The sequence below is a fragment of the Haloarchaeobius iranensis genome (genome assembly GCF_900103505.1).
GTDB lineage: Archaea > Halobacteriota > Halobacteria > Halobacteriales > Natrialbaceae > Haloarchaeobius > Haloarchaeobius iranensis.
On record NZ_FNIA01000001.1, the window covers coordinates 1 to 19,811 of the forward strand.

A 19,811-nucleotide genomic window follows, 5' to 3' on the forward strand; every position below is an offset into this window, starting at 1 on the left:
CGTTGAGTCCAATTAAACCGCAGGCTCCTCCGGTTGTAGTGCTCCCCCGCCAATTCCTTTAAGTTTCATCCTTGCGGACGTACTTCCCAGGCGGCTCACTTCACGGCTTCCCTACGGCACAGCACTGGCTCGTAGCCAGTGCCACACCTAGTGAGCATCGTTTACAGCTGGGACTACCCGGGTATCTAATCCGGTTCGTGACCCCAGCTTTCGTCCCTCACTGTCGGATCCGTCTTCCTGAGGCGCTTTCGCCACCGGTGGTCCGTCCAGGATTACGGGATTTCACTCCTACCCCAGACGTACCCCTCAGGTCTTCCGGTCCCAAGCCGATTGGTTTCCGCCGGACGCCTGCTCGTTGAGCGAGCAGATTTCCCGACGGACCCTCTCGGCCAGCTACGGACGCTTTAGGCCCAATAATATCGGTCATCACTCGAGCTGCCGGTGTTACCGCGGCGGCTGGCACCGGTCTTGCCCAGCTCTTATTCCTGTACCACCCTACGGTACAGAAAAGCGAGGGCTCTATGCCCTCGCACTTGGAGTTCCCTTATCGCACTGTCGTGCAGTGTAAAGTTTTCGCGCCTGCTGCGCCCCGTAGGGCCCGGAATCTTGTCTCAGATTCCGTCTCCGGGCTCTTGCTCTCACAACCCGTACCGATTATTGGCACGGTGGGCCGTTACCCCACCGTCTACCTAATCGGCCGCAGCCACATCCTATGGCGCCGTAGCGTTTCGAGCTCAACCCAGTTCCAGGGAGAGAGCCGTATGAACTATTAGCCTCAGTTTCCCGAGGTTATCGTTCTCCATAGGGTAGTTTGGCCACGTGTTACTGAGCTATCTGCCACGAGTATGAACTCGTGCGACTAGCATGGCTAAATCGAACTCCAATAGCAATGACCTCCGGCAGGATCAACCGGAATGCTCCCAAGCGTAAGCTCGGGGGGCTTGGCGGGTGCACCGTGTGAACGGTGCATCCATATCACATTGCGTGGTCCGAGTCCGGTGAGCCAATCGGCGTGGCCGATCGAGCGTCACCGAACTACCAAGGCTAACATCAGATTCCATCGTGTACGGCGGACCGCAGGGGTGGAATCCTCATTTCCTTACGGACCTGAACGTTGTCGAGAAGGCCCCTTAAACCCATCGGAGTCGTTCTCCGAGGGCGGCCCCTCGAACGCCAGTCCGTGACTGAGGCACGAGTTGAACGTGCCCCAAATCGCGTCGTCTTTCGCGTTTGTATCCCAATGCCCTGTTACGTATAAGGGCGTCGGTTCGTGCCAACGCCGACGACCGTGTCGGCGGGCGGTTGCATTAGTATCGGAGGCCTCGAGTAGTACATAAGGCCTTCGAACCGAGTCGAACCGTCGCCCGGAGAGCATCGGAGAGTTCCTGCCTCCGAGCCGGATCGCGGCCAGAGGGAGTGGCGCGTCGCGCCACGTTGTTTGCATTCTATCGAAGAGGGATGATACACTTAAGGCCGTCGAACCGTCGGTAGCGTGTGAATAACGTGACGTGAGACGGACTCCCGTGCCGAACGCGCGACCCGCAGCTGGGCGAGAGTGGTACAGGAAGATGTCGCGCGGGCGGAGGCCGACCGGTCATCCCTCGCGTGTGCGTCCGGTCTGGTCGGGATAGTACCGCGCACTCGCCACTCGACGCTCCGGTCACAAACCCCTTTCGAGCCCGCAGGCGACCCGCTCACGAGACACGATAAATAGAGTAGCGTGGTTACGCACGTGCGAGCGCACGTGCGTGAAAGAAGCGATTCAGTCCTCGAGGTGCTCGATGCCCTTCTTCGAGACGTTCGCTTCCGTGATCTCTTCGGGCATCCAGTCCGGTTTGTCGTCCGGGGCCGTCTCGTTCCAGGCCCACCCATCGTAGATGTGGACCTTGTCGGTTCCTTTCTCGCGGAGCCGGATCTCGGTTCGATCCGCTGCATCCTCGCTCGACGCGGGGTCGAGACGACGGGCCGCCTTCAGTGCGGCCTGCCGTGGGGTGTTGCCTGAGAAGACGCTCTCCTCACCACTGTCCTCGCGCAGCGCAAAGTTTCGCTTACCATCTTCACGTACCATGATTGTCCCTCCATGCTCATTGAGCGCATGACCCACCATAAATATATCCCAAAAAACGGGGGACGGCGACGATGTGTTTATAAATCCCGTCCGATGCCGGGTGGATTCCGTCGGTCGAACCCCCCGATTTTCGGCGGTTTCGCGCCGTCGAAACTCTCGCCCGCGGTGCCCTCTGCCGCCAAGGCGTAGAAAACACTTAAGTATATCCTATGGCGAACACACGAGATAGACTACCGCGATGGTACGGAAAAAGAAGTTGAGTCCGAGTGGCGCCAAAGACGAGAACGGCGAATACCACAACGTCCACATCAATCTCCACGAGGACGAGCTCGCAGTCGCAGGCATGGATATCGGCGACGAAGTGTTCGTCCGCGTGCGCGAGGACAAGATAATCATCCAGAAGGCAGACCAAGACGAAGTCGAACACGAGTTCTAACGCCGTACCATCCCCGACGGTTGTTCCGAGAGATTTACCCGCAGCCGCGCCGCTTTGTCCCACATGGACGCGTACGACGTCGCGAGGCCACTCCTGTTCCGTCTTGACGCCGAGACCGCCCACGATATCGTCCACCGGGGCCTGTCGGCCGTCCAGCGGACGCCGGTCGAGCGGCTGCTCGCGCGCCGCTACACCGTCACCGACGACAGGCTCGCTGTCGACGCGTTCGGTCAGTCGTTCCCGAATCCCGTCGGCGTCGCCGCGGGGTTCGACAAGAACGCGGAGGTGCCACGCGCGGTGGCCGCGCTGGGCTTCGGCCACGTCGAGGTCGGGGGCGTCACCGCAGAGGCCCAGCCCGGGAACCCCCGGCCACGCATGTTCCGCCTGGCGAGCGACCGTGCCATAATCAACCGCATGGGCCTGAACAACCAGGGCGCGGACCGCGTCGGCCGCCGCCTCCGCGAGTCCGCCCTCCCCGACGTGCCCGTGGGCGTGAACCTCGCCAAGTCCGAGCACACGCCCACCGAGGAGGCGCCGGCGGACTACCGCTACACCTACGAGCGCGTCGCCGACGGAGCGGACTTCTTCGTGGTCAACGTCTCCTGCCCGAACTCGGAGGGCTTCCGCGACCTCCAGAACCGCGACGAGATGGCGGCCATCCTCGGCGAACTCGTCGACGCGGGCGCGGAGCCCCTCCTGGTCAAGCTCTCGCCGGACCTGCCCGAACCCGCCATCGAGACGGCGCTCGACCTCGTCGACGAACTCGACCTCGACGGCGTCGTCGCGACGAACACCACCACCGAGCGCCCGGACTCGCTCGCGCACCCGAGCGCGGGCGAGGCGGGCGGGCTCTCGGGCGCGCCCATCGAGGACCGCGCCACGGAGATGGTCCGGTTCGTCGCCGAGCGCGTGGACGTCCCCGTCGTCGGGGTCGGCGGCGTCGGCACCGCCGAGGACGCCTACCGGAAGATCCGTGCCGGCGCCTCCCTCGTCCAGCTCTACACCGCGCTCGTCTACGAGGGCCCGGCCCTCGCCCGCGACATCAACGAGGGTCTGCTCGAACTGCTGGAGCGCGACGGCTTCGACTCGGTGGAGGATGCCGTCGGTGCGGACCGGTGACGGTCGGCGGTCGGTGCCGCCCGGATATCAGTAGTCGTCCCTGACGAACGTCTTGACCGTCCGCGCGTTGTCGTCGGAGAACCGCTGTGCGATGCCCTCGATACCGTCACAGCTCGGGTAGATGTAGACGTCATCTTCCTCCTGTAGCATCAGGCTGGCCTTGCAGTCCGTCCCCTGCAGCTCCGCGTCACCGTGGCTAGCGCCGTGGAGGTGACCGAGTTCGTGCGCCATGATCTTGGGAACGGTCTTCGGACTCCAGTACGACGGGAGGTCCTGACAGGCGGCGGCATTCACGCTCGCCGTCTTGTTGTCCGTGCCGACCGCTCCGGGGGCGATTCCGGTGTTGCCGTCGTCCTCGTCCCAGTCGAGGACGACCGCGGCGTCGAGCAGGTCCCAGTTGATCTCGTTCTGGAGCCACTCGTTGAAGTCGGTGTTGCGGCCGTAGACGTCGGAGGCGTCCGACTCGGGGTTCTTGTACCTGTAGTTGAACTGCCAGTCGATCTGGATGTCCGAGCCGTTGACCGCCGTGTTGCTGATCTGCGTCTGGGGCCAGACGGTCTGGAGGTCGTCAGTGTGGTCGGAGAGTTTTCCGAGGTGTTTCCAGCCGTGCTCGTCGTAGTACGCCTGGCTGGCGAACGTCTCGACGGAGATGGTCTCCGACGTGTTCGTCGCGGAGACGCCGGACGACAGGAGGGCGACCGAGCCCAGGGTGCCGGCGCCCGTAGCGAGCAGTCGACGACGCGATACGTCCGTGGAGTGCTGTCGCTCGCGCATGGTGCACCCCCACCAACATATCCAATGGGTATAATTATTGGCTTTTGTCCGGGGCTGCGGAGAGGGCCGGGTGAGACGGGTGACAGCCGCTCGGGAGTACCGCCTCCTTCACCGAAGCGCCTCGAGCTCGAACTCGAACGCGACCACGGGCAGCTCCAGGTCGTGTTCGACGAGCACGGCGGGATGCAGCTCGCCGACCACGCCCACATCCTCGCCGTCCAGCACGACGCTCGCTGTCCGGCCGTCGATGAACGACGGATGGTCGGTCGGCGGCGTCTCCAGTTCGACGTCGAAGTCGCGTGCGAGCGACTGCAGGACGGCCTTGGCGTCCTCGTAGGAGGCGTCGTGGCGGGCGAGGGCCCCCGCGACCGTCTGGCGCTCGGCGACGTAGCTGTCCTCGTCGGCGTCGTACTCGGCGGCGAAGCCGACCTCGGCGATGTCCTGCGGGTACGAGCGGTGGGTGTTGTTCTCGAGCACCATCGCGAGCGACGGGAGCGCCCAGGACCGGATCATCGTGTAGTCCTCGCTGTAGGGCTCGGTGATGGTGACGGGCTCGCCCGCGCCGACGCAGTCGTGTTCGTCGGGGTCGACCCGCATGCGCTCGTAGTTCTCCGCCTCGTTGGTCATGTGGAAGTTGAGCAGGTCGGTGAAGCCCAGGCCCACGAGCTGGTCGCGCACGGCGTCCTCCAGGGTCGAGCGGGCGTGGCGGCCGCCGACCGTGCCCACCTCGGGGTACTGGGGGTCCAGCTCGTTGAAGCCGTAGGCGCGGCCCACGTCGTCGACGAGGTCGAGCGGGTGGAGCACGTCGACGCGGTACGGGGGCACGGCGACCCGGTACCTGAGCGCGCCGTCGTCGCTCTCGTCGGTGACGGCGTCGAGCCCGGAGCGTTCGAGTAGGTCGACGACCTCGTCGGGGTCGAGGTTGACGCCGAGCAGCCCCTCGATGCGGTCGTGGGCGACGTGCTTCTCGCTGGTCGAGAGGTCCGGACGGACGACGTCGACGCCGGGGTCGACGCGCTCGACGCTCTCGTCGGCGTAGACGGGGTCGTCGGGGTAGTCGACGGTGACCTCCTCGATGGTCGCGCCGCGGGCGTCGAGCGCGTAGCAGACGACGTTCAGCATCTTGTCGATGGTCCACTGGTCCGTCCCGGTCATCTCGACGAACAGGTCCCGCGAGTCGGTGCTGACCTCGGTCCGGCGGCCGTTGATGACCGGCGGGAACGAGAACAGCCCGATGTCGTCGTAGATGGCAGGGTAGCGCCCGTAGTCGGCGACGATGTCGGCGTACTCCCGGCCGGTCTGGTGCTCGGTGAGCACCTCGCCCGGGGTGAGCTCGCGGTCGCTGTCCAGCGGGACGAACCGGTCCTCGTCGGCCTCGACGCCGACGTACCGGATGCTGTTGCCGCGCTCGTCGCTGGCGAGCCGACCCTTGAGCATCGTCAGGTCGTGGATGCCGATGGCGCCCTTCACACGCTTGCGGCCCATCGTCGCGTGGAGCTTCTCCTGCAGCTGGATGAGCGAGTCGAGCGCGGCCTCGTCGAGGTTCACGTCCCGGACGACCGCGCCGGTGACGAACGGCCGCTCGTCTGGCACGGACGAGTCGACCTCGATGGTCCAGTCGGCGTCGTTCGTGTTCGGGACGTAGACGCCGCGGTCGTCGCCGTACTGGTAGCGCAGGCTGCGCGCGACGCCCTCGACGGAGAGCCGGTCGAGCCGGTCCGGTGCGAACTCGAGCTGGAACTCGCCGTCCTCGGTCTCGCCCTCGAACTCGAGTCCGAGACCGAACAGGTCCTGCTTCAGCTCCTCGTCGTCTTTCTCGTCGTGGCCGGTGAGCCGGCGCAGCGCGTCGGGGTCGACGTCGACGACGGGCATCAGTGGACCACCTCCTCGGTGCGGAGGAAATCAAGGTCGACGAGCGTCCCGTGGACGTCGCGGATGTCCTCGAAGCCGTGGGTGAGCATCAGCAGCCGCTCCAGCGCGAGCCCCCAGGCCATCACGTCGCAGTCGACGCCGAGCGGGCGGAGCACCTCCTCGCGGAAGATGCCCGAGTTGCCGATCTCGACGATCTCGCCCGTCTCGGGGTGCTCGCCGAACAGCTCGAAGCTCGGCTCCGTGTACGGGTTGTAGTGGGGCTTGAACTGCAGGTCGGTGATGCCGAACTGCTCGTAGAACTCCGTGAACGTGCCCATCAGGTCACGCACCGAGAGGTCCTCGGCCATCACCCAGCCCTCGATCTGGAAGAACTCCAGCAGGTGGGTCGCGTCGAGCGTGTCGTTCCGGTACACCTTCTCCACGCTGAAGTACCGCTGTGGCGGCTCCAGCTCGCCCTGGGCGTGCCCGGAGAGGTAGCGCATCGACAGCGACGTGGTGTGCCCGCGCAGGTCGACGCCGCGAGCCACGTCCTCGGTCCACGGCGAGTGGTAGCCGTCGCCGTCCGCGCCGACGCCGTTGCGGTGGGCGTCCTCGACCCGGTCGACGAGCTCCGCGGGGAGGTCCTGCATCGGCGGCACGTCCAGCGCGAACTGGTCCCAGTGCGTGCGCGCCGGGTGGTCCTGTGGCATGAACAGACAGTCGTTGATCCAGAACTCCGCGTCCGCGTGCGGGCCCTCCATCTCCTGGAAGCCCATCCCGACAAGCACGTCCTTCACGCGGTCCGCGGTCTGGCGCAGGATGTGCTTCTTGCCGCCGTAGCGCGTCTCAGCGTCGGCCTCGACGTTGTACTCGGTGAACTCGACGTCCTGCCACTCGCCGCTCGTGAGCAGTTCGGGCGTGAGCTGGCCGACCGTCTCGCTCTCCTCGACGCCCTCCATCAGCGCCGTCACGCCCTCGTCGGTCAGCGTGACTAGCCGCTCGGTCGACTCCGGAACGGTGACGAGGTCGCGGCTCACGAGCTGCTCGCGCACCGACGCCTCGATGTCGCCGGCGTCCACGCGCCCGTCGGCGAGTGCTGCCAGCACCGTCGCCTCCCCGTCCGCGTCGGGGTCGGCGTCCGGGTCCGCCGTCAGCTCGCCCGACTCGATGCTGCCGTAGCCCTTCCGGGCGTAGTTCGCCAGCGCGATGTCGACCGCGCCGCCTTCGAGGCCGGACGCACCGATGACCTGGCCCATCGAGACCGCGCCGTCGTCGGCCCCGGCCTCGACCGCGGCCCGGTACAGCCGGACCTCCGGCAGCCCCGACTCGACGTACGTCTCGCCCTCGTCGGTGAGTTCGACTCGCTCCTCGGTTCGCTCCTCGACCGTGAGGAGGCCGCTATCCGCCAGCTCGAACACCGCGCCGACGACCGTCTCGGGCTTCTCCCCGAGCTCGTCGGCCAGCGCCGTCACCGACGTCGCGTCGGTGGCGCTCGCGGCTTCGAGCACCGAAACCTGTGTCCCTGGTAGTTGCATTGGTAGTGGATGCTCGCGTCTCTCAGTTAGCTATTCCGGACGAGTGCGCGATTTCGTCGGCCGACAGCGGGTTCGTCGCCGTCTGCCGAGTCCGCCGCGCTCACGCCGACGCAAAAAAGCCGAACCCCAGGGTGTCGCGACGACCGCGCTTGCCTGCGATGCCTCGATGGCGGGATCCGGCTGCCATACCTGTGCTATTCTCTTGCCCCGGCAAAAGCCTTCGGTCGACGTGTGAGTTCGTGTGTGGTAGTCGCGCAGTACTTTGGGTTCGAGGTAACGACGACGACCAGAAACCCCCCTCCCGCTCGACCCGCCGCGACTTGCTGCGCTCCGCATCCGTCGTATGAGCGTCTGCTCGCGGGGCGCGCGCCACCCGGTTGGTCAGTCATCGCTGTGAACTCGAAAACTGCGGGGCGTGAGAACGAACGTGGTTACAGCCGGTCGAGCACGGCCTCGCGGTCGTACTCCAGCGTCAGCTCTCGCGAACGCCCCCGACCCTCGACCTCGGCGTACTCGGTCTCGACGATGCCGAGGTCGTCGAGCTTGTTGACGATCTCGGAGTACCGGGTGTAGCCGAGGCCGGTCCGCTCGTGGAACGTCTCGTAGACGTCGCCGGCGCGTTCTCCCTCGCACTCGGCGATGACCTCGACGAGCGCGAGTTCGGACTCGCTCAGGCCCTCCAGCGAGCGCCGGAGGTGGACGTACTTCGACTTCTCGTAGGCGGCTTTGACGTCCTCCCTCTCGACAGTTCGGGAGGCGCGCATCTCGGCGTGGAGGCCGGCCCGGCGGAGCAGGTCGATGCCGACGCGCAGGTCGCCGGTCTCGGCGGTGAAGTCGGCGACGAGGTCGAGGATCGGTGCCGGAATCACGTCGTCCTGGAAGCCGCGCTTGACGCGCTCGCGGAGTATCTCGACGATCTCGCCCTCGTCGTACGGTGGGAAGTAGATGTCCTCGGGGCGGAAGACGGACTGCACGCGGGAGTCGAGCTCGTCCATCACGTTCAGGTTCGGGTCCGAGGAGACGACGATGACGCCGATGCGCGCACCGGAGTGCTCCTCGTGAGCCCGGAGCAGCGAGTACAGCGTGTCGGAGGCCTCGCTCTCGTAGAACAGGTAGTTCACGTCGTCGAGCGCGACGACGAGCACCTCGTCCTCGTCGACGAGGCGTTCGGTCACCTGCGAGAACAGCTTCTTGAACGAGATACCCGAGGCGGGCGGCTCGTAGTCGAACATCCCCTCGAACAGCCGGGAGAACACCGAGTACCGCGTCGCGTTCATCTGGCAGTTCACCCGGACGGTTCGCACGTCGTTGGTCTCCGCCTGGAGCTCCGAGAAGAGCTTCTGGACGGCCGTGGTCTTCCCGGTGCCGGGCGGACCGCGGACGACGGCGTTGAGCGGACGGGACCCTCTGACGGCGGGACGAAGGACGTACTGCAGGCTCTGGGTCTGCGTCTCCCGATGTTTGAACGTCTCGGGGACGTAGTCGATCTCGAACACCCGCTCGTTGCGGAAGACCGACTCGTCCCACCCCAACATTCCCTCGTCTGGGGGGTCCTCAGCCATCACTTTCACCACGCTACGCCGAGTACTTAGTCCTTCGGCAGACTCGCGTCAGACGCACGAATTCGGCCGAGACGGCTGACGTGAGGTCGCCCCCTCGTCAGTGCAGCTCCGTCACGTTGCTCTCGATGTCGCCCTCGTCTTTCGAGTGTGCTTCGAACGAACAGTCCGCCAGGCTACATCGGAATGCGTTCGCCGTGGACGGGACGATGCGAGCCGGCCCCTCGGACAGACACGGCCGACCCGACCGGTAGCGCGCGCTGACCCGGACCGAAGGCCGATAAGCCGGGGATACCGTCGCCGTCCCTCTACTCGAACTTCTCCAGCAACCGGTCGTAGAACGTCGCCTCGGACTCGCCGGCGAGCTTCTCGACGATGAGTTCCGGCGTCGAGCGCGCGAGGTGGTCCTTCACGGGCGACCGGTTCACGACGAGCTCCCCGTCGACCAGCCCGACGGCCTCGATACCGTCGACAGTCACCTCGAAGTTCGCCGTCTCGCGTATCTCGCCCGCGAGGTGCGAGACGAACACCGCGGACGCGCCGTTCTCGTCGAGCGCCTCGAGGATGCCCGCGATTATCTTCGCCGACGCCCCCGGCTCCGTGATGGACTCCAGTTCGTCGACGAGCACCAGCGAGTCCGCGCCGCCGTCGGCGACATCGGCGAACTCCCGCACCGTCGACTCGAACGCGCCCGCGTCGAGTGTCCCCTGTGTCTTCGCGTGGTAGTGCAGCGACGAGAACCGCTGGAGCCGCACCGACTCCGCCGGCACCGGCAGCCCCATCTGCGCGAGGACGACCACGCTCGCGACGAGGTCGAGCGTCGACGTCTTCCCGCCGGAGTTCACCCCCGAGAGCAGCGCGACGCCCTCGATGCCGTAGTCCACCGGGTCGGCCTCGTCGTGGGGGACGTCGAGCAGGAGCGAGCGCCCGCCCTCGATGGCGACGCCCTCGTCCGCGAACGTCGGCAGCGTGCAGTCGTAGTCGTCCGCGAACCGCGCGACGGCGAGCGCCACGTCGAGTTCGAGCGCCGCACCGACCAGCGCCTCGGCGTCCCCGCGCCGGTCGGCCAGCTCGTCGGCCAGCTCCCGCTTCAGCCGGGTCTCGCGTCGTTCCTTCGCGGCCGTGAGGTCCTCGCGGAGCCGGGAGACGACGGACTCGTCGTGGTCCACCGGGTACGTCGGCTCGTCGCCGAACGCCCGCCGTGCGACCTCGGCCTCGCCCGTGTCGAGGTCGAGGCTCTCGACGAGATGGTCCCGCGCGGCGTCGACCGCGTCGGCGTACTCGTCGGCGAGTTCGCGCGAGAGCAGCGAGTCCACGCCAGCACCGCGTTCGACCAGCGAGAGCAGGTCCGCGCCCTCGATGGTCACGTCGCGCTCCTCGATGGCCTCGCGCAGCCGGTCGTTGGCGACGTTCTCGGCCATCCCGACGGCCGCGTCGAGGTCGTCGAGGGCAGTCGCGAGCCGGTCGACCTCCGCGTCGCCCGCGATGCCGCCGTCCCCGGTCAGCCCCGAGAGTGCGTCCTCGAGCGCGTCGAGGTCACACGGCGCGTCGAGGTCGGTCGCGCGGTGGACCGCGATGGCCGCCCGGATGCGGTCCCGGTTCGTCGCGAAGAACGCCAAGGCACGCTCCGGGACGACCTCCACGGGGTTCGACAGCGCGTTCGGTTCGACCCGCACGTCGCCATCGACCTCGACGCCGGCGAACGTCTCGTCCAGCGCGATGACCGTCGAGTACCCGCGCGCGAGGTCCGCCAGTCCCCGGGCGTCGTCGACGACCTCGACCGGCAGTTCCGGGATCGCCTCGCGAGCCGTCGCGTACGTCTCCCCGTTCGTCGTCGCCAGACAGCGGTCCCGAACCGACACGTCCCGTGGGTCGGTGAGCGGCTCGACGCCCGCCAGCGCGTCGAGCACCGCCTCCGAGACCGTCCGGTCCATCGCGCGCTCGGCGAACGTCCGCACCTCCTCGATGCGTGACTGCGCAGCGCTCGGGTAGAACGTCTCCATGCGCTTGGCCCCGTAGTCGGTGACGGTCCGGGCCTTGAGTTCGTCGAGCATCGCCCGGTACACCTCGCGGGCGCGGTCCGTCGCGAGGAAGCCGCCGGGGTCGTCGTGTTCGGTCCGGATGGCGGCCCGCGCGATGCGTGCGGCCCGCCCCTCGGAGACGCCCGGTGCGCGCGAGAGCGTCGCCACGTCACCCGCCCGCAACGCCGCTTCGGGGTCGTCGAGTTCGGCCAGCGCGTCGGCCGTCTTCGCGCCGACGCCCGGTATCGCCGACAGTTCCATTGCAGGGGTCTATCCGGGGCGAGGCGAAAAAGCTCCCGCCGTCGAGCGCCCGGTATCGTCGCGGCTCCTGCGAGCGAGGGGCGCGGTTTGGAGCGAACGGAAACTAGAACGTGAACGAATAGGCACGTCGAGTGTCGTGCGTGGAATAGTTAAAATATTATATTAAAAAAAATAAATTTCTGTCCAACCCCAGCGTTGACAGTTGTTTTAGATATCACCATTGGCTCCAAAAAGATTTCTTCTATTTCTAGACCCATGGATTATCAAACTTCGACGGGAACGTGTTCAATATTTATATTCCAATTAGTAGCAATTATAACCATAGCAAACCCCCACTATCTATATTCTTAAGTACCAACCCAAAATACAATATCGTTTAGATATATTAAATTGTCCAATATATAAAATTTTATATTTTGTGGTTCAGAATGACCATCCGCCCTCTCATGGATTCGAATAGAAGACGATTCATCCAGGCAATGGTTGCCACCGGCCTGGCAGTGACTGGACTCAGTTTCAGTAGTACCGCGACGAGAACTACCAGGGAGAATCCGACGCTGCTCGTCGGGTCTCTCTCAGACCCAATCAGCCAGTCGGAACGGCTCGAGGCGCGGAATTCCGTGCTCGAATCGACGGATTCCTCCGGTTCTGCCGTTGGATACGCGTCCAACGATGAACCGGTCGTCGCCTATGCGTTCGGTCTCAAAGATGGCGTGCCACAGGAATTCGTCGGAACCGCGAAAACTGAGGCCGAAGCGACCCATCAGATACGGGAAGCCCGGTCGTTCGTCGAAGAGTTCGACAGGCGAACTGTCTTGAACGCATCGGATAGTCCGGTTTCCGTCGAGACCGACGGCCAGTGGTCGTGGCTGTCGAACACCTACTCGTCAGCTGAGGGCAAGTACGGCTCCGTCGACTTCACAGCCCACTTCTGGCGACTGGATGTCGACACCGGGTTCACCGAAATCGCAACCGTAACCGAGGTCAAGGCTGGGGCTTGGCAGGGCTTTACCGACATTCCGTCCTACGCGAAACACGACTGGAACGACGGCACCGTCACCGCTCACTCACCGCATAGTTTTGACTCAGACGGAGCCGGCGAGACGTGGGAATCCAGCATGTACGTCGCCGCAGACGGCACTCAGCACGACATCGACTGGAACTACCAGACGAAGTGGAAGACGATCGAGCAGCAGTACAGTTCCAGTGAAATACAGAACAAGACCGCAACACGGTGGGAACTCAAAGATCGCTGGTCCAGCAACTTCTCCCCGGTTCACGCGACAGGCAGTATCTGTTCATTCGCGGACGAACCCAATAACGCCGAGGTAGTCGGTACAGTCAGTCACGACACCAAATTCCGCACCGGGTTCAGGACCGACCGTGTTCAGGACAACATCGAATTAGAATATTTCAACTACGAATAATGAGTGACGAGAACGAGGCCCCGGAGTTGCAGCGTCGAACCGCCCTCTCAGCAATCGCCGCGACGTCGAGTGCCGCCCTCGTCGGGACGGCGACCGCCAGCCGCGGAGTCACCAGCCGAACCGGCGTTGGTCAGGGCGACGTCGCCGTCTACGTCGACGAGGCGCTCTCGGTCTCCCTGCCCGGACGAGCCGTCACCACCGTTTCCTCGCTGGACGAGGCCGAGTTCGTCCTCCTGGCCACGGAGCCCGGCCTGGACCGGAGCGCGGTCCTCGACCAGCTGGCCGCCGGCACCCCGGTCGGGATGGCCGGTAACGACGCGAACGGTGGCCTGATCCGCTTGCTCTACGACGCCGACGAGGAGGTGGAGGCGATCTTCGACGCCGGGACGCCCCTGCCGGACGACGTGCCGGTCTCCGTCACACTCGGCTACTTCGGCCCGTCCCCCTTCGCGGTCATCGACCCGGTCGAGGACATCTCACAGATGCGTGAGTTCAGTCTCGAAGCGGTGACCGGGCGGCGTCTCGAGACCACTATCAGCACGCAGTACGGCGGCCCATCGGCGAACTTCGACCCTATCGAGGGCCCCTGCAGTGCGCTCGGACGGACCGCGTTCCCGGACGACTTCAACTGTCTCGGTGGCTACCAGATCGACTTCGCCTCGTGTCCGCACGGTGACGTTCGCGTCCGTGTCTTCTGTGGCTACGTCGACGACACCGACGGTAACCGGTACTTCGGCATCGACCAGCAAATAGATCTCTGGCCAGGGACCTCGAACGGCCGCAATGTCGGTGATGCCTGCGGGACGGACTGGCAGAACAACGAACTCGTTGCCTCTAACGACTACATAAATATCTCAAACGCTTCGGCCGAGGTAATTAAATCCAAGCCCCAGTCGACGGAGAGTACTGTCAGCAACGGTACGGAGCTCTCGCTGGGTGTATCCGGAGATGCGGGCGGGATCGGTGGCGAAGCGGCCGCGGCCTGGTCGAGAACCGTCACCGTCAGCGGTGTAAATGTGACCCGTTCCGACGGCAACGACTACTCTGAGCACACCGTGGAGTACAACTCCGGCGGCGACGTGACATCGTCCGCAAAGTTTGACCGGACTGATCTCATCCAGAGCGTAGGCACCGACCTCGGACAGGTGTACATGAGCTCCGACATCGATGTCGAGTTCAAAAAGCCCGGAGGTATCTTGCCGTGGGATGACCCATCCTACGAGACCTTCACCGAGAGCGGCGTCCTGAACTTCACCGTCTAATCGCCGCCGGATGACTCCGCGGGGGTTCCTGGCCGCAGCGTACGTCCCCCACGAAGTATTTCAACCTGGAACAGAAATTACCAATATCATCCCAACCGCCGTTGTTCACACCCATCCTCCGAACATATATGCCCGACGACAGTACACTTCTTACGACCCGACGAAAGCTCCTCGCTGGTAGCGCAGTCACCGCGGGTGCGGTCGCGCTCGGCGTCCGAGCGTCCGACGATGCCCCGCCCCGCTGTCGGGGAGACACCGATCCCCCACACTCCCGCATCGGACCGACGTACAGTACGAGCGGCTGTGGGCCCGCCTACACATTCGGAGAGGGCTGGGAGTGCCTCGTGAACGACAGGGCCGACCTCGGCTCGCGCCCAGACGCCGAGGCCACCCTGGCCACTGCGGTCGCACGCTACGCCGGTGAGTCCACGACGTACCTCGGGGTCGAACAGCAGCTCACCGTCTGGCCCGGGCCGGCCCGCAAACGAATCGCCGACCCGACCAGCGACTGGCCGCTCGACGCGTTCTCGCTCACCACGGAGCTCGGTGGCGACGCCGCGGATTCGACTCGTCTCGTCGCCCGGAACCCCGGAACGACGGGCTGCCGGACGACCTTCAGGACCTGGCTCGGGATCGGGGTCGTCGGCACCGCCGCCGACGCGTACGACGACCTTCCGCCCTGGCGCGGGAGCTACCGCTTCGACAAAGCGACGGTCACGCACACCCCGACCGAGACGGACCGACCCGGCTCGACCCTCGATGTGCGCGTGTACGGCGATGACTTCCGCCGGACCAATCGGACGGTCCGCTACTCGGCGCTGTTCGAGGCCACCGACGCAGCGGTCGAGACGGTCGAGGTCGACTCCGAACTCGTCGTCGACCTCGCGAAATCGGAGCTTGGGGGCCTCCGGACGGAGCGGAAGACCATGACCGACGGGGCGACCGTCACGGCCACGGTATCGAACTCGGACGCGGGCGAGCAGTGACGACCCGTCCCGGCCGGCGGTCACCGCGGGCCGTTCACACCCCGCCGGGACCGTTTTTGAGTGCCCGTCCGTCGGCCCGGGTATGACCGACGCCACCCGCGACACCGACGCCCTCGAAGCCCTCCTCGCCGCCGAACTCGCCACCGAGGCCACGGGCGTCGAGACGCTCTCGGACGGGCTCAACCTCGTGCTCGCGGTCGCGACGACCGACGGCGAGTACGTCGTCCGCCGGCCGAACAAGCTGCGGGACCGGCAGTACATCAACCCGCTCCGGGACGAGTACCGCGTGATGGAGCACCTGCACGAAACGGCGCTGCCGACGCCCGAGCCGACCCTGTACTGCGACGACGAGACCGTCCTCGACGGGGCATTCTTCGTCGTCCCGCGCGTGGACGGCGCGGTGGTCCCGCTGGGCTCGGACCTGCCGGAGCGGTTCCGGCACCCCGAGGCCCGGTGCGACCTGGCCCATCAACTGGTCGACACCCTCGCGGACGTCCACGCGCTCGACACCGGAGCGTTCGCGGCGTGCTGCGACCGCCGGACCCCGCGCGAGCAGGTCGCCGACGGCCTGCGACGGCTCGACGCCGCCGCCGAGGTGACCGGCCGCGAGTTCGCCCGCCTCCGCGCGGTCGGCGAGTGGCTCGTCGAGCACGCGCCCGAGGCCACCGAGACGACGCTCGTCCACGGCGACTACCGTCCCGGGAACGTCCTGTTCGCGGGCGACGAAGTTCCCGAGATAACCGGCGTCATCGACTGGGAGACCGCGCTGCTGGGCGACCCGCTCGTCGAACTCGGCTACCTGCTGCTGCGCTGGGGCGACCCCGACGACCGGCCGGTACCGCTCGACGGCATCGCGGCGCGCTACCCCGAGCACGGGGACGCGGTCGCGGAGCTGCGCGAGCGGAACGAGCGTGGCCTCGCGCCGTTCACGACCGACACCGGCAGCCCGAGCCGGCGGGCGCTGGTGGCACGGTACGAGGAGCAGACAGGGAGGGAATTCGACCACGAGCGGTTCTACCGAGCCAACGCGGCGTTCTCGCTCGCGTCGGTCTGGGTCGACCTGCATCGCCACCGGGTCGAACGGGGTGCGGACTCGGATCTCGAGCCGTACATCGACCACGTGACGCTGCTCGCGGAGCGAATCGTCGACGGGGAGCGGCCGCTGTGACTCAGACGGGGACCGTCGCGTCCGCGTCGGTCCCGTTCCACCGCGCCGAGCCGGTGGCGGGCCACGTCTCGGCGCTGCCGGCGAGCTCGTCGTGGTGCACCTCGTAGACGGTCACCTTGTCGTTCTCGAAGGCGACCGAAATGCCGTCGTGGTGGTGGAACTGCCGGATGTCGCCGCCGTACAGCTCGGTGGCCCGCGGTCCGACGTAGATGTACTGCACGTCGTGCTCGCGGAGGGCGGCGGTCGCGTTCGCCCAGGTGCCGGTGTAGATGTCGTCGACCTGCTCCATGCGGTGGAGGTACGCCTCGCCGCCGCGGTAGTTGACCTGGTGGTCCCAGCCGAGGACGGTCGGGAGCCCGGTCAGCGTGGCCGCCGGCGTGATCCAGTCGTACTCGACGTAGATGTCCTCGGGGTCGTCGGGCACCGGCGTGTCGACGGGTTCGACGATGACGGGGCGGCCCTCCCGGTCATCGAGCCAGTGGATGGCCGCGATCTCCTCGGCCTTCCAGCGCTCGTGGGTGCCGAGCCCGTCGATGGTCGCCGGTGCGCCCTCGTCGTAGGGTGACTTCACCTCGTCGGCGAACGCCAGCGCGACGAACGGCGTGCTCGTCAGGACCACACCGAGCGCGAGGACGGCGACGGCGAGCGTGGCGAGCGACGACCGTGCCCGGGAGCCGCCGTCGGTCGCCGCCGTGTCGACGTGGGTGTGCGGACCGGCGTCGTCGACGGCGGTCGTCTCCGGTGCGTCGGTGTCGGCTGTCGAGTCGCTCGCGAGCACGTCGAACGCCTCCGAGAGCACGAGCGCGGTGATGCCCCCGGCCCCGGCGGCGGCGAGCGTCCAGCCCTGCACCGCCACCTTCAGCGTCGTGTTCCAGCGCGGCAGGTCGTACGGCGCGACGCGGGCGTGGAGCACCTCGAACGAGAGCAGGAGCCCGACGCCCGCGACGACGAGGACGCCCTCGAAGCCCACGCGGTCGGTGCGGACGAGCCACCACATCCCGAGGAGGATGGGGCCGACGACCGCGAACACCGCGAAGTCGACGACGTGGACGAGCACCGCACCGACGACGAGCAGGGCGACCGCCCCGCCGGTGGACACCCAGGTCGACAACGCGCGGATTTCGGGCCAGCTCCGGTAGACGACGAACCCGGCGAACAGCGCCATGATGCCGCCGTAGATGACGAGGAACGGCGCGAGGCCCGTCCGCGGCGGGAGGAAGCCGATGCCGTCGTTCGTCGGGACGTGGCCGAATATCAGGAACGGCGAGGCGAGCGCGACGCCGACGACGCCGACGAGCGCCGCGAACACGCCGGCGAGGACGACCCGCCAGGTCTCGGCGGCGAGCCGACGGCCGACTGCGGCGCCGACCGCGGTGTCGGGCGCGGCGTCCTCCGGGACCGAGTCGTCGCTCGCACCTGCTGCCGTGGCCGGCTCGAACCGCAGTCGCTCGCCGAGTTCGCCGGGCAGCAGCGTCGCCGGGTGCGCGTCCGCGGCGGCCATCGCCAGCCACGCCAGCCCGACCGCCGTGGGCAGCGACCAGGTGTTCATGAAGCCGAAGACGCCCGCGATGAGGCCGATACCGCCGTAGACGAGGCCGACTCTGCGGAGCCGGTGCTCGGCGGGCGTGAGGTAGTACGCCAGCGCGAGCGCGGCGGCGACGAGGATGTAGCCGTTCGCGAGCGCGTGCCCGTGGAGGTCGGACTTGATGAACGAGTACAGCGGGAACTCCTGGAGCGTGCCGGGGACGACGTAGCGGGTGAACCACCAGCCCCAGCTCTCCAAGTGGCCGCCCTCCCGGACGGCGGCCCGCATCGCCTGGTCCATCGTCTCGATGCCGTCGTCGCCGAGGTAGAAGCGGCGGGCGACGAAGCCGAAGGCGGGCTGGCCGTACTCGACGGCCACGTCGATCGGGAGCGCACCCAGCACCAGCCGGACGAACGTCGTGAGCGCGCCCGCGACGGCGACGAAGAAGACGCCGAACGCACCGCCGAGGCGGTACGAGCGGTCACGCAGCGAGGTGACCGTGCCGACCAGCCCGTACGCGGCGACGACCAGCATCGCGTAGAACGCGGGGATGCCGAGGTTGAACGCGTAGCGGGCCGGCGTGTCGGTGAGGAGGGCCATCATCGCGACCTGGAGCTGCGTGCCGTAGTAGTACCGCAGCGGCTCGCCGGCGAACCAGAAGTCCTCCGGCGGGAGCGAGCCGGCCCGGAGCAGCGACTTCACCAGCCCGAAGTGGAGGAACTGCTCCCCGCCGACGGGCGTGATACCGGCGTTGTACGCGCGGAACGCGGTCAGGAACAGGAAGCCGAGCGCGAAGACGACGTAGCTGCCCGCCACGCCGCGCCAGTCCGGCTCGACCCCGCGGTAGAGGGCGAGCCCGGAGGCCACGACGACGACCAGCAGGCTCGCGTACACCGTCAGGAAGCCGAACGTCGCCTGGCCGAGCCAGAAGACGAGGAGGACTGTCGGGAGCAGTGCGGCGGGGATCGCGAACGCCGCCCCGCGTCGGGGGAACCGGCGGAAGACGACCGCCGCGAGGGGGGCACCGACGACGGCGAGGGCGGCGAACACGAGGAGCCACTTGGCGACGACGAACACCTCGAACATACCTACGAACCCGCCACTCGTCGGGCGTAAACTTTCTGGAGTGGGCCACGAACCGCGGTCGCCTACTCCGGATTCCTGGCGGCGGTCGCGCCCGACTCCCGGTAGGCCGTGTCGCCGTCGCAGACGACGACCGGGCCCTCGTCGGTCAGCCGGACCGTCGACACCGCACAGTTGCCCTGGTCGTGCTCGGTGAGTGCTGTGACGAGGTCCTGCCCGCGGAGGTGCCCGAGCAGGACGTACAGCGGCCCGCCGTGGGTGACCACCACCACCGTCTCGCCGTCGTCGAGGGCGGCGACGAGCCGGTTCCACGCGTCGAGCACCCGCTCGCGCGCCGCGAGCAGCGACTCGCCGCCTTCGGGCTCGGTCCGAGCGGCCTCGATACCGATTTCGTGGACCGCGAACTCGGGGTGCCTCTCGAACACCTCCTCGTAGGTGAGCCCCTGGTACACCCCGAAACTCCGCTCGCGCCAGCCGTGCTCGTACTCGACCGGGCAGTCGAGCAGCCGGGCGACGGGACGCGCCGTCTCGCGGGTCCGCCGGAGGTCGGAGGCGACCACCCGACCCACGTCGTAGGCGTCGGTGAGGTGGCGACCGAGTGCAGTTGCCTGTTCGCGTCCCGTGTCTGTCAGCGAGGTCGGTGCCCAGCCCTGGATGCGCCGCTCGCGGTTCCAGGTCGTCTCACCGTGGCGTGCTAGCACCACCGTCGCGTCGTGGAGACCAGACCCCATACGAC

At 66.8% G+C, this 19,811-nt stretch carries 14 protein-coding genes and 1 rRNA gene; 6 read left to right on the forward strand and 9 right to left on the reverse strand.

Going from position 1 to position 19,811, the window contains the following annotated elements; genetic code table 11:
* Positions 1-916: ribosomal RNA gene (locus tag BLT27_RS00005) — 16S ribosomal RNA — on the reverse strand; the annotation flags it as partial.
* Between the two features lie 846 nt (positions 917-1,762).
* Complete coding sequence (locus BLT27_RS00010) at positions 1,763-2,068, reverse strand: non-histone chromosomal MC1 family protein (RefSeq protein WP_089730977.1); 306 nt, start codon at positions 2,066-2,068, stop codon at positions 1,763-1,765.
* Positions 2,069-2,306: 238 nt separating this feature from the next.
* On the opposite strand from BLT27_RS00010, the gene BLT27_RS00015 reads away from it, so the two are divergent.
* A complete protein-coding gene (locus tag BLT27_RS00015) occupies positions 2,307-2,504 on the forward strand; it encodes a hypothetical protein (protein ID WP_089730978.1) in 198 nt (65 codons plus the stop codon).
* 63 nt (positions 2,505-2,567) lie between these two features.
* Positions 2,568-3,623 (forward strand): quinone-dependent dihydroorotate dehydrogenase, encoded by a 1,056-nt coding sequence (locus BLT27_RS00020; protein WP_089730979.1) that lies wholly within the window; start codon positions 2,568-2,570, stop codon positions 3,621-3,623.
* A gap of 27 nt (positions 3,624-3,650) precedes the next feature.
* Here the strand turns inward: BLT27_RS00020 and BLT27_RS00025 are convergent, their stop codons facing one another.
* From BLT27_RS00025 to BLT27_RS00045, 5 genes are all read right to left on the reverse strand, one after another.
* Positions 3,651-4,397 carry a zinc-dependent metalloprotease family protein gene (locus BLT27_RS00025; protein ID WP_089730980.1) on the reverse strand — a complete coding sequence of 249 codons (747 nt, stop codon included), beginning with the start codon at positions 4,395-4,397 and terminating at the stop codon, positions 3,651-3,653.
* 108 nt (positions 4,398-4,505) lie between these two features.
* Positions 4,506-6,269 (reverse strand): phenylalanine--tRNA ligase subunit beta, encoded by a 1,764-nt coding sequence (gene pheT, locus BLT27_RS00030; RefSeq protein WP_089730981.1) that lies wholly within the window; start codon positions 6,267-6,269, stop codon positions 4,506-4,508.
* Positions 6,269-7,783, reverse strand: a complete 1,515-nt coding sequence (gene pheS, locus BLT27_RS00035; protein WP_089730982.1) for a phenylalanine--tRNA ligase subunit alpha — start codon at positions 7,781-7,783, stop codon at positions 6,269-6,271. The genes pheT and pheS overlap by 1 nt, the downstream gene beginning before the upstream one ends.
* A 431-nt stretch (positions 7,784-8,214) precedes the next feature.
* On the reverse strand, positions 8,215-9,345 hold the full coding sequence (locus BLT27_RS00040) for an ORC1-type DNA replication protein (RefSeq protein ID WP_089730983.1): 1,131 nt from the start codon (positions 9,343-9,345) through the stop codon (positions 8,215-8,217).
* A gap of 305 nt (positions 9,346-9,650) precedes the next feature.
* Positions 9,651-11,624 (reverse strand): MutS-related protein, encoded by a 1,974-nt coding sequence (locus tag BLT27_RS00045; protein WP_089730984.1) that lies wholly within the window; start codon positions 11,622-11,624, stop codon positions 9,651-9,653.
* A gap of 428 nt (positions 11,625-12,052) precedes the next feature.
* On the opposite strand from BLT27_RS00045, the gene BLT27_RS00050 reads away from it, so the two are divergent.
* The 4 genes from BLT27_RS00050 to BLT27_RS00065 all read left to right on the forward strand — a co-directional run bounded on the left by BLT27_RS00050 (position 12,053) and on the right by BLT27_RS00065 (position 16,467).
* Positions 12,053-13,051: a hypothetical protein gene (locus tag BLT27_RS00050; protein WP_089730985.1), complete on the forward strand. Its 999-nt coding sequence runs from the start codon at positions 12,053-12,055 to the stop codon at positions 13,049-13,051.
* The gene (locus tag BLT27_RS00055) at positions 13,051-14,313 is read left to right on the forward strand and encodes a hypothetical protein (RefSeq protein WP_089730986.1); all 1,263 of its coding nucleotides are present in this window, start codon (positions 13,051-13,053) and stop codon (positions 14,311-14,313) included. Before BLT27_RS00050 ends, BLT27_RS00055 begins: the two co-directional genes overlap by 1 nt.
* Before the next feature lie 344 nt (positions 14,314-14,657).
* Entirely contained in the window at positions 14,658-15,299 is a 642-nt protein-coding gene (locus BLT27_RS00060; RefSeq protein WP_089730987.1) for a hypothetical protein, read from the forward strand.
* 82 nt (positions 15,300-15,381) lie between these two features.
* A complete protein-coding gene (locus BLT27_RS00065; RefSeq protein ID WP_089730988.1) occupies positions 15,382-16,467 on the forward strand; it encodes a phosphotransferase family protein in 1,086 nt (361 codons plus the stop codon).
* Between the two features lies 1 nt (position 16,468).
* Here the strand turns inward: BLT27_RS00065 and BLT27_RS00070 are convergent, their stop codons facing one another.
* Both BLT27_RS00070 and BLT27_RS00075 read right to left on the reverse strand, forming a co-directional pair.
* Positions 16,469-19,078 carry a DUF2298 domain-containing protein gene (locus BLT27_RS00070; protein WP_089730989.1) on the reverse strand — a complete coding sequence of 870 codons (2,610 nt, stop codon included), beginning with the start codon at positions 19,076-19,078 and terminating at the stop codon, positions 16,469-16,471.
* A 62-nt stretch (positions 19,079-19,140) separates the two neighbouring features.
* Complete coding sequence (locus BLT27_RS00075; RefSeq protein ID WP_089730990.1) at positions 19,141-19,806, reverse strand: histidine phosphatase family protein; 666 nt, start codon at positions 19,804-19,806, stop codon at positions 19,141-19,143.
* Positions 19,807-19,811 lie beyond the last annotated feature (5 nt).

Bases quoted from the DNA above. Each gene is read 5' to 3' on its own strand.
- BLT27_RS00010 (WP_089730977.1), bottom strand. From the start codon at position 2,068: ATGGTACGTGAAGATGGTAAGCGAAACTTTGCGCTGCGCGAGGACAGT.
- BLT27_RS00050 (WP_089730985.1), top strand. From the start codon at position 12,053: ATGACCATCCGCCCTCTCATGGATTCGAATAGAAGACGATTCATCCAG.
- BLT27_RS00015 (WP_089730978.1), top strand. From the start codon at position 2,307: ATGGTACGGAAAAAGAAGTTGAGTCCGAGTGGCGCCAAAGACGAGAAC.
- BLT27_RS00020 (WP_089730979.1), top strand. From the start codon at position 2,568: ATGGACGCGTACGACGTCGCGAGGCCACTCCTGTTCCGTCTTGACGCC.
- BLT27_RS00065 (WP_089730988.1), top strand. From the start codon at position 15,382: ATGACCGACGCCACCCGCGACACCGACGCCCTCGAAGCCCTCCTCGCC.
- BLT27_RS00055 (WP_089730986.1), top strand. From the start codon at position 13,051: ATGAGTGACGAGAACGAGGCCCCGGAGTTGCAGCGTCGAACCGCCCTC.
- BLT27_RS00040 (WP_089730983.1), bottom strand. From the start codon at position 9,345: ATGGCTGAGGACCCCCCAGACGAGGGAATGTTGGGGTGGGACGAGTCG.
- BLT27_RS00075 (WP_089730990.1), bottom strand. From the start codon at position 19,806: ATGGGGTCTGGTCTCCACGACGCGACGGTGGTGCTAGCACGCCACGGT.
- pheS (WP_089730982.1), bottom strand. From the start codon at position 7,783: ATGCAACTACCAGGGACACAGGTTTCGGTGCTCGAAGCCGCGAGCGCC.
- BLT27_RS00025 (WP_089730980.1), bottom strand. From the start codon at position 4,397: ATGCGCGAGCGACAGCACTCCACGGACGTATCGCGTCGTCGACTGCTC.
- BLT27_RS00045 (WP_089730984.1), bottom strand. From the start codon at position 11,624: ATGGAACTGTCGGCGATACCGGGCGTCGGCGCGAAGACGGCCGACGCG.
- pheT (WP_089730981.1), bottom strand. From the start codon at position 6,269: ATGCCCGTCGTCGACGTCGACCCCGACGCGCTGCGCCGGCTCACCGGC.
- BLT27_RS00070 (WP_089730989.1), bottom strand. From the start codon at position 19,078: ATGTTCGAGGTGTTCGTCGTCGCCAAGTGGCTCCTCGTGTTCGCCGCC.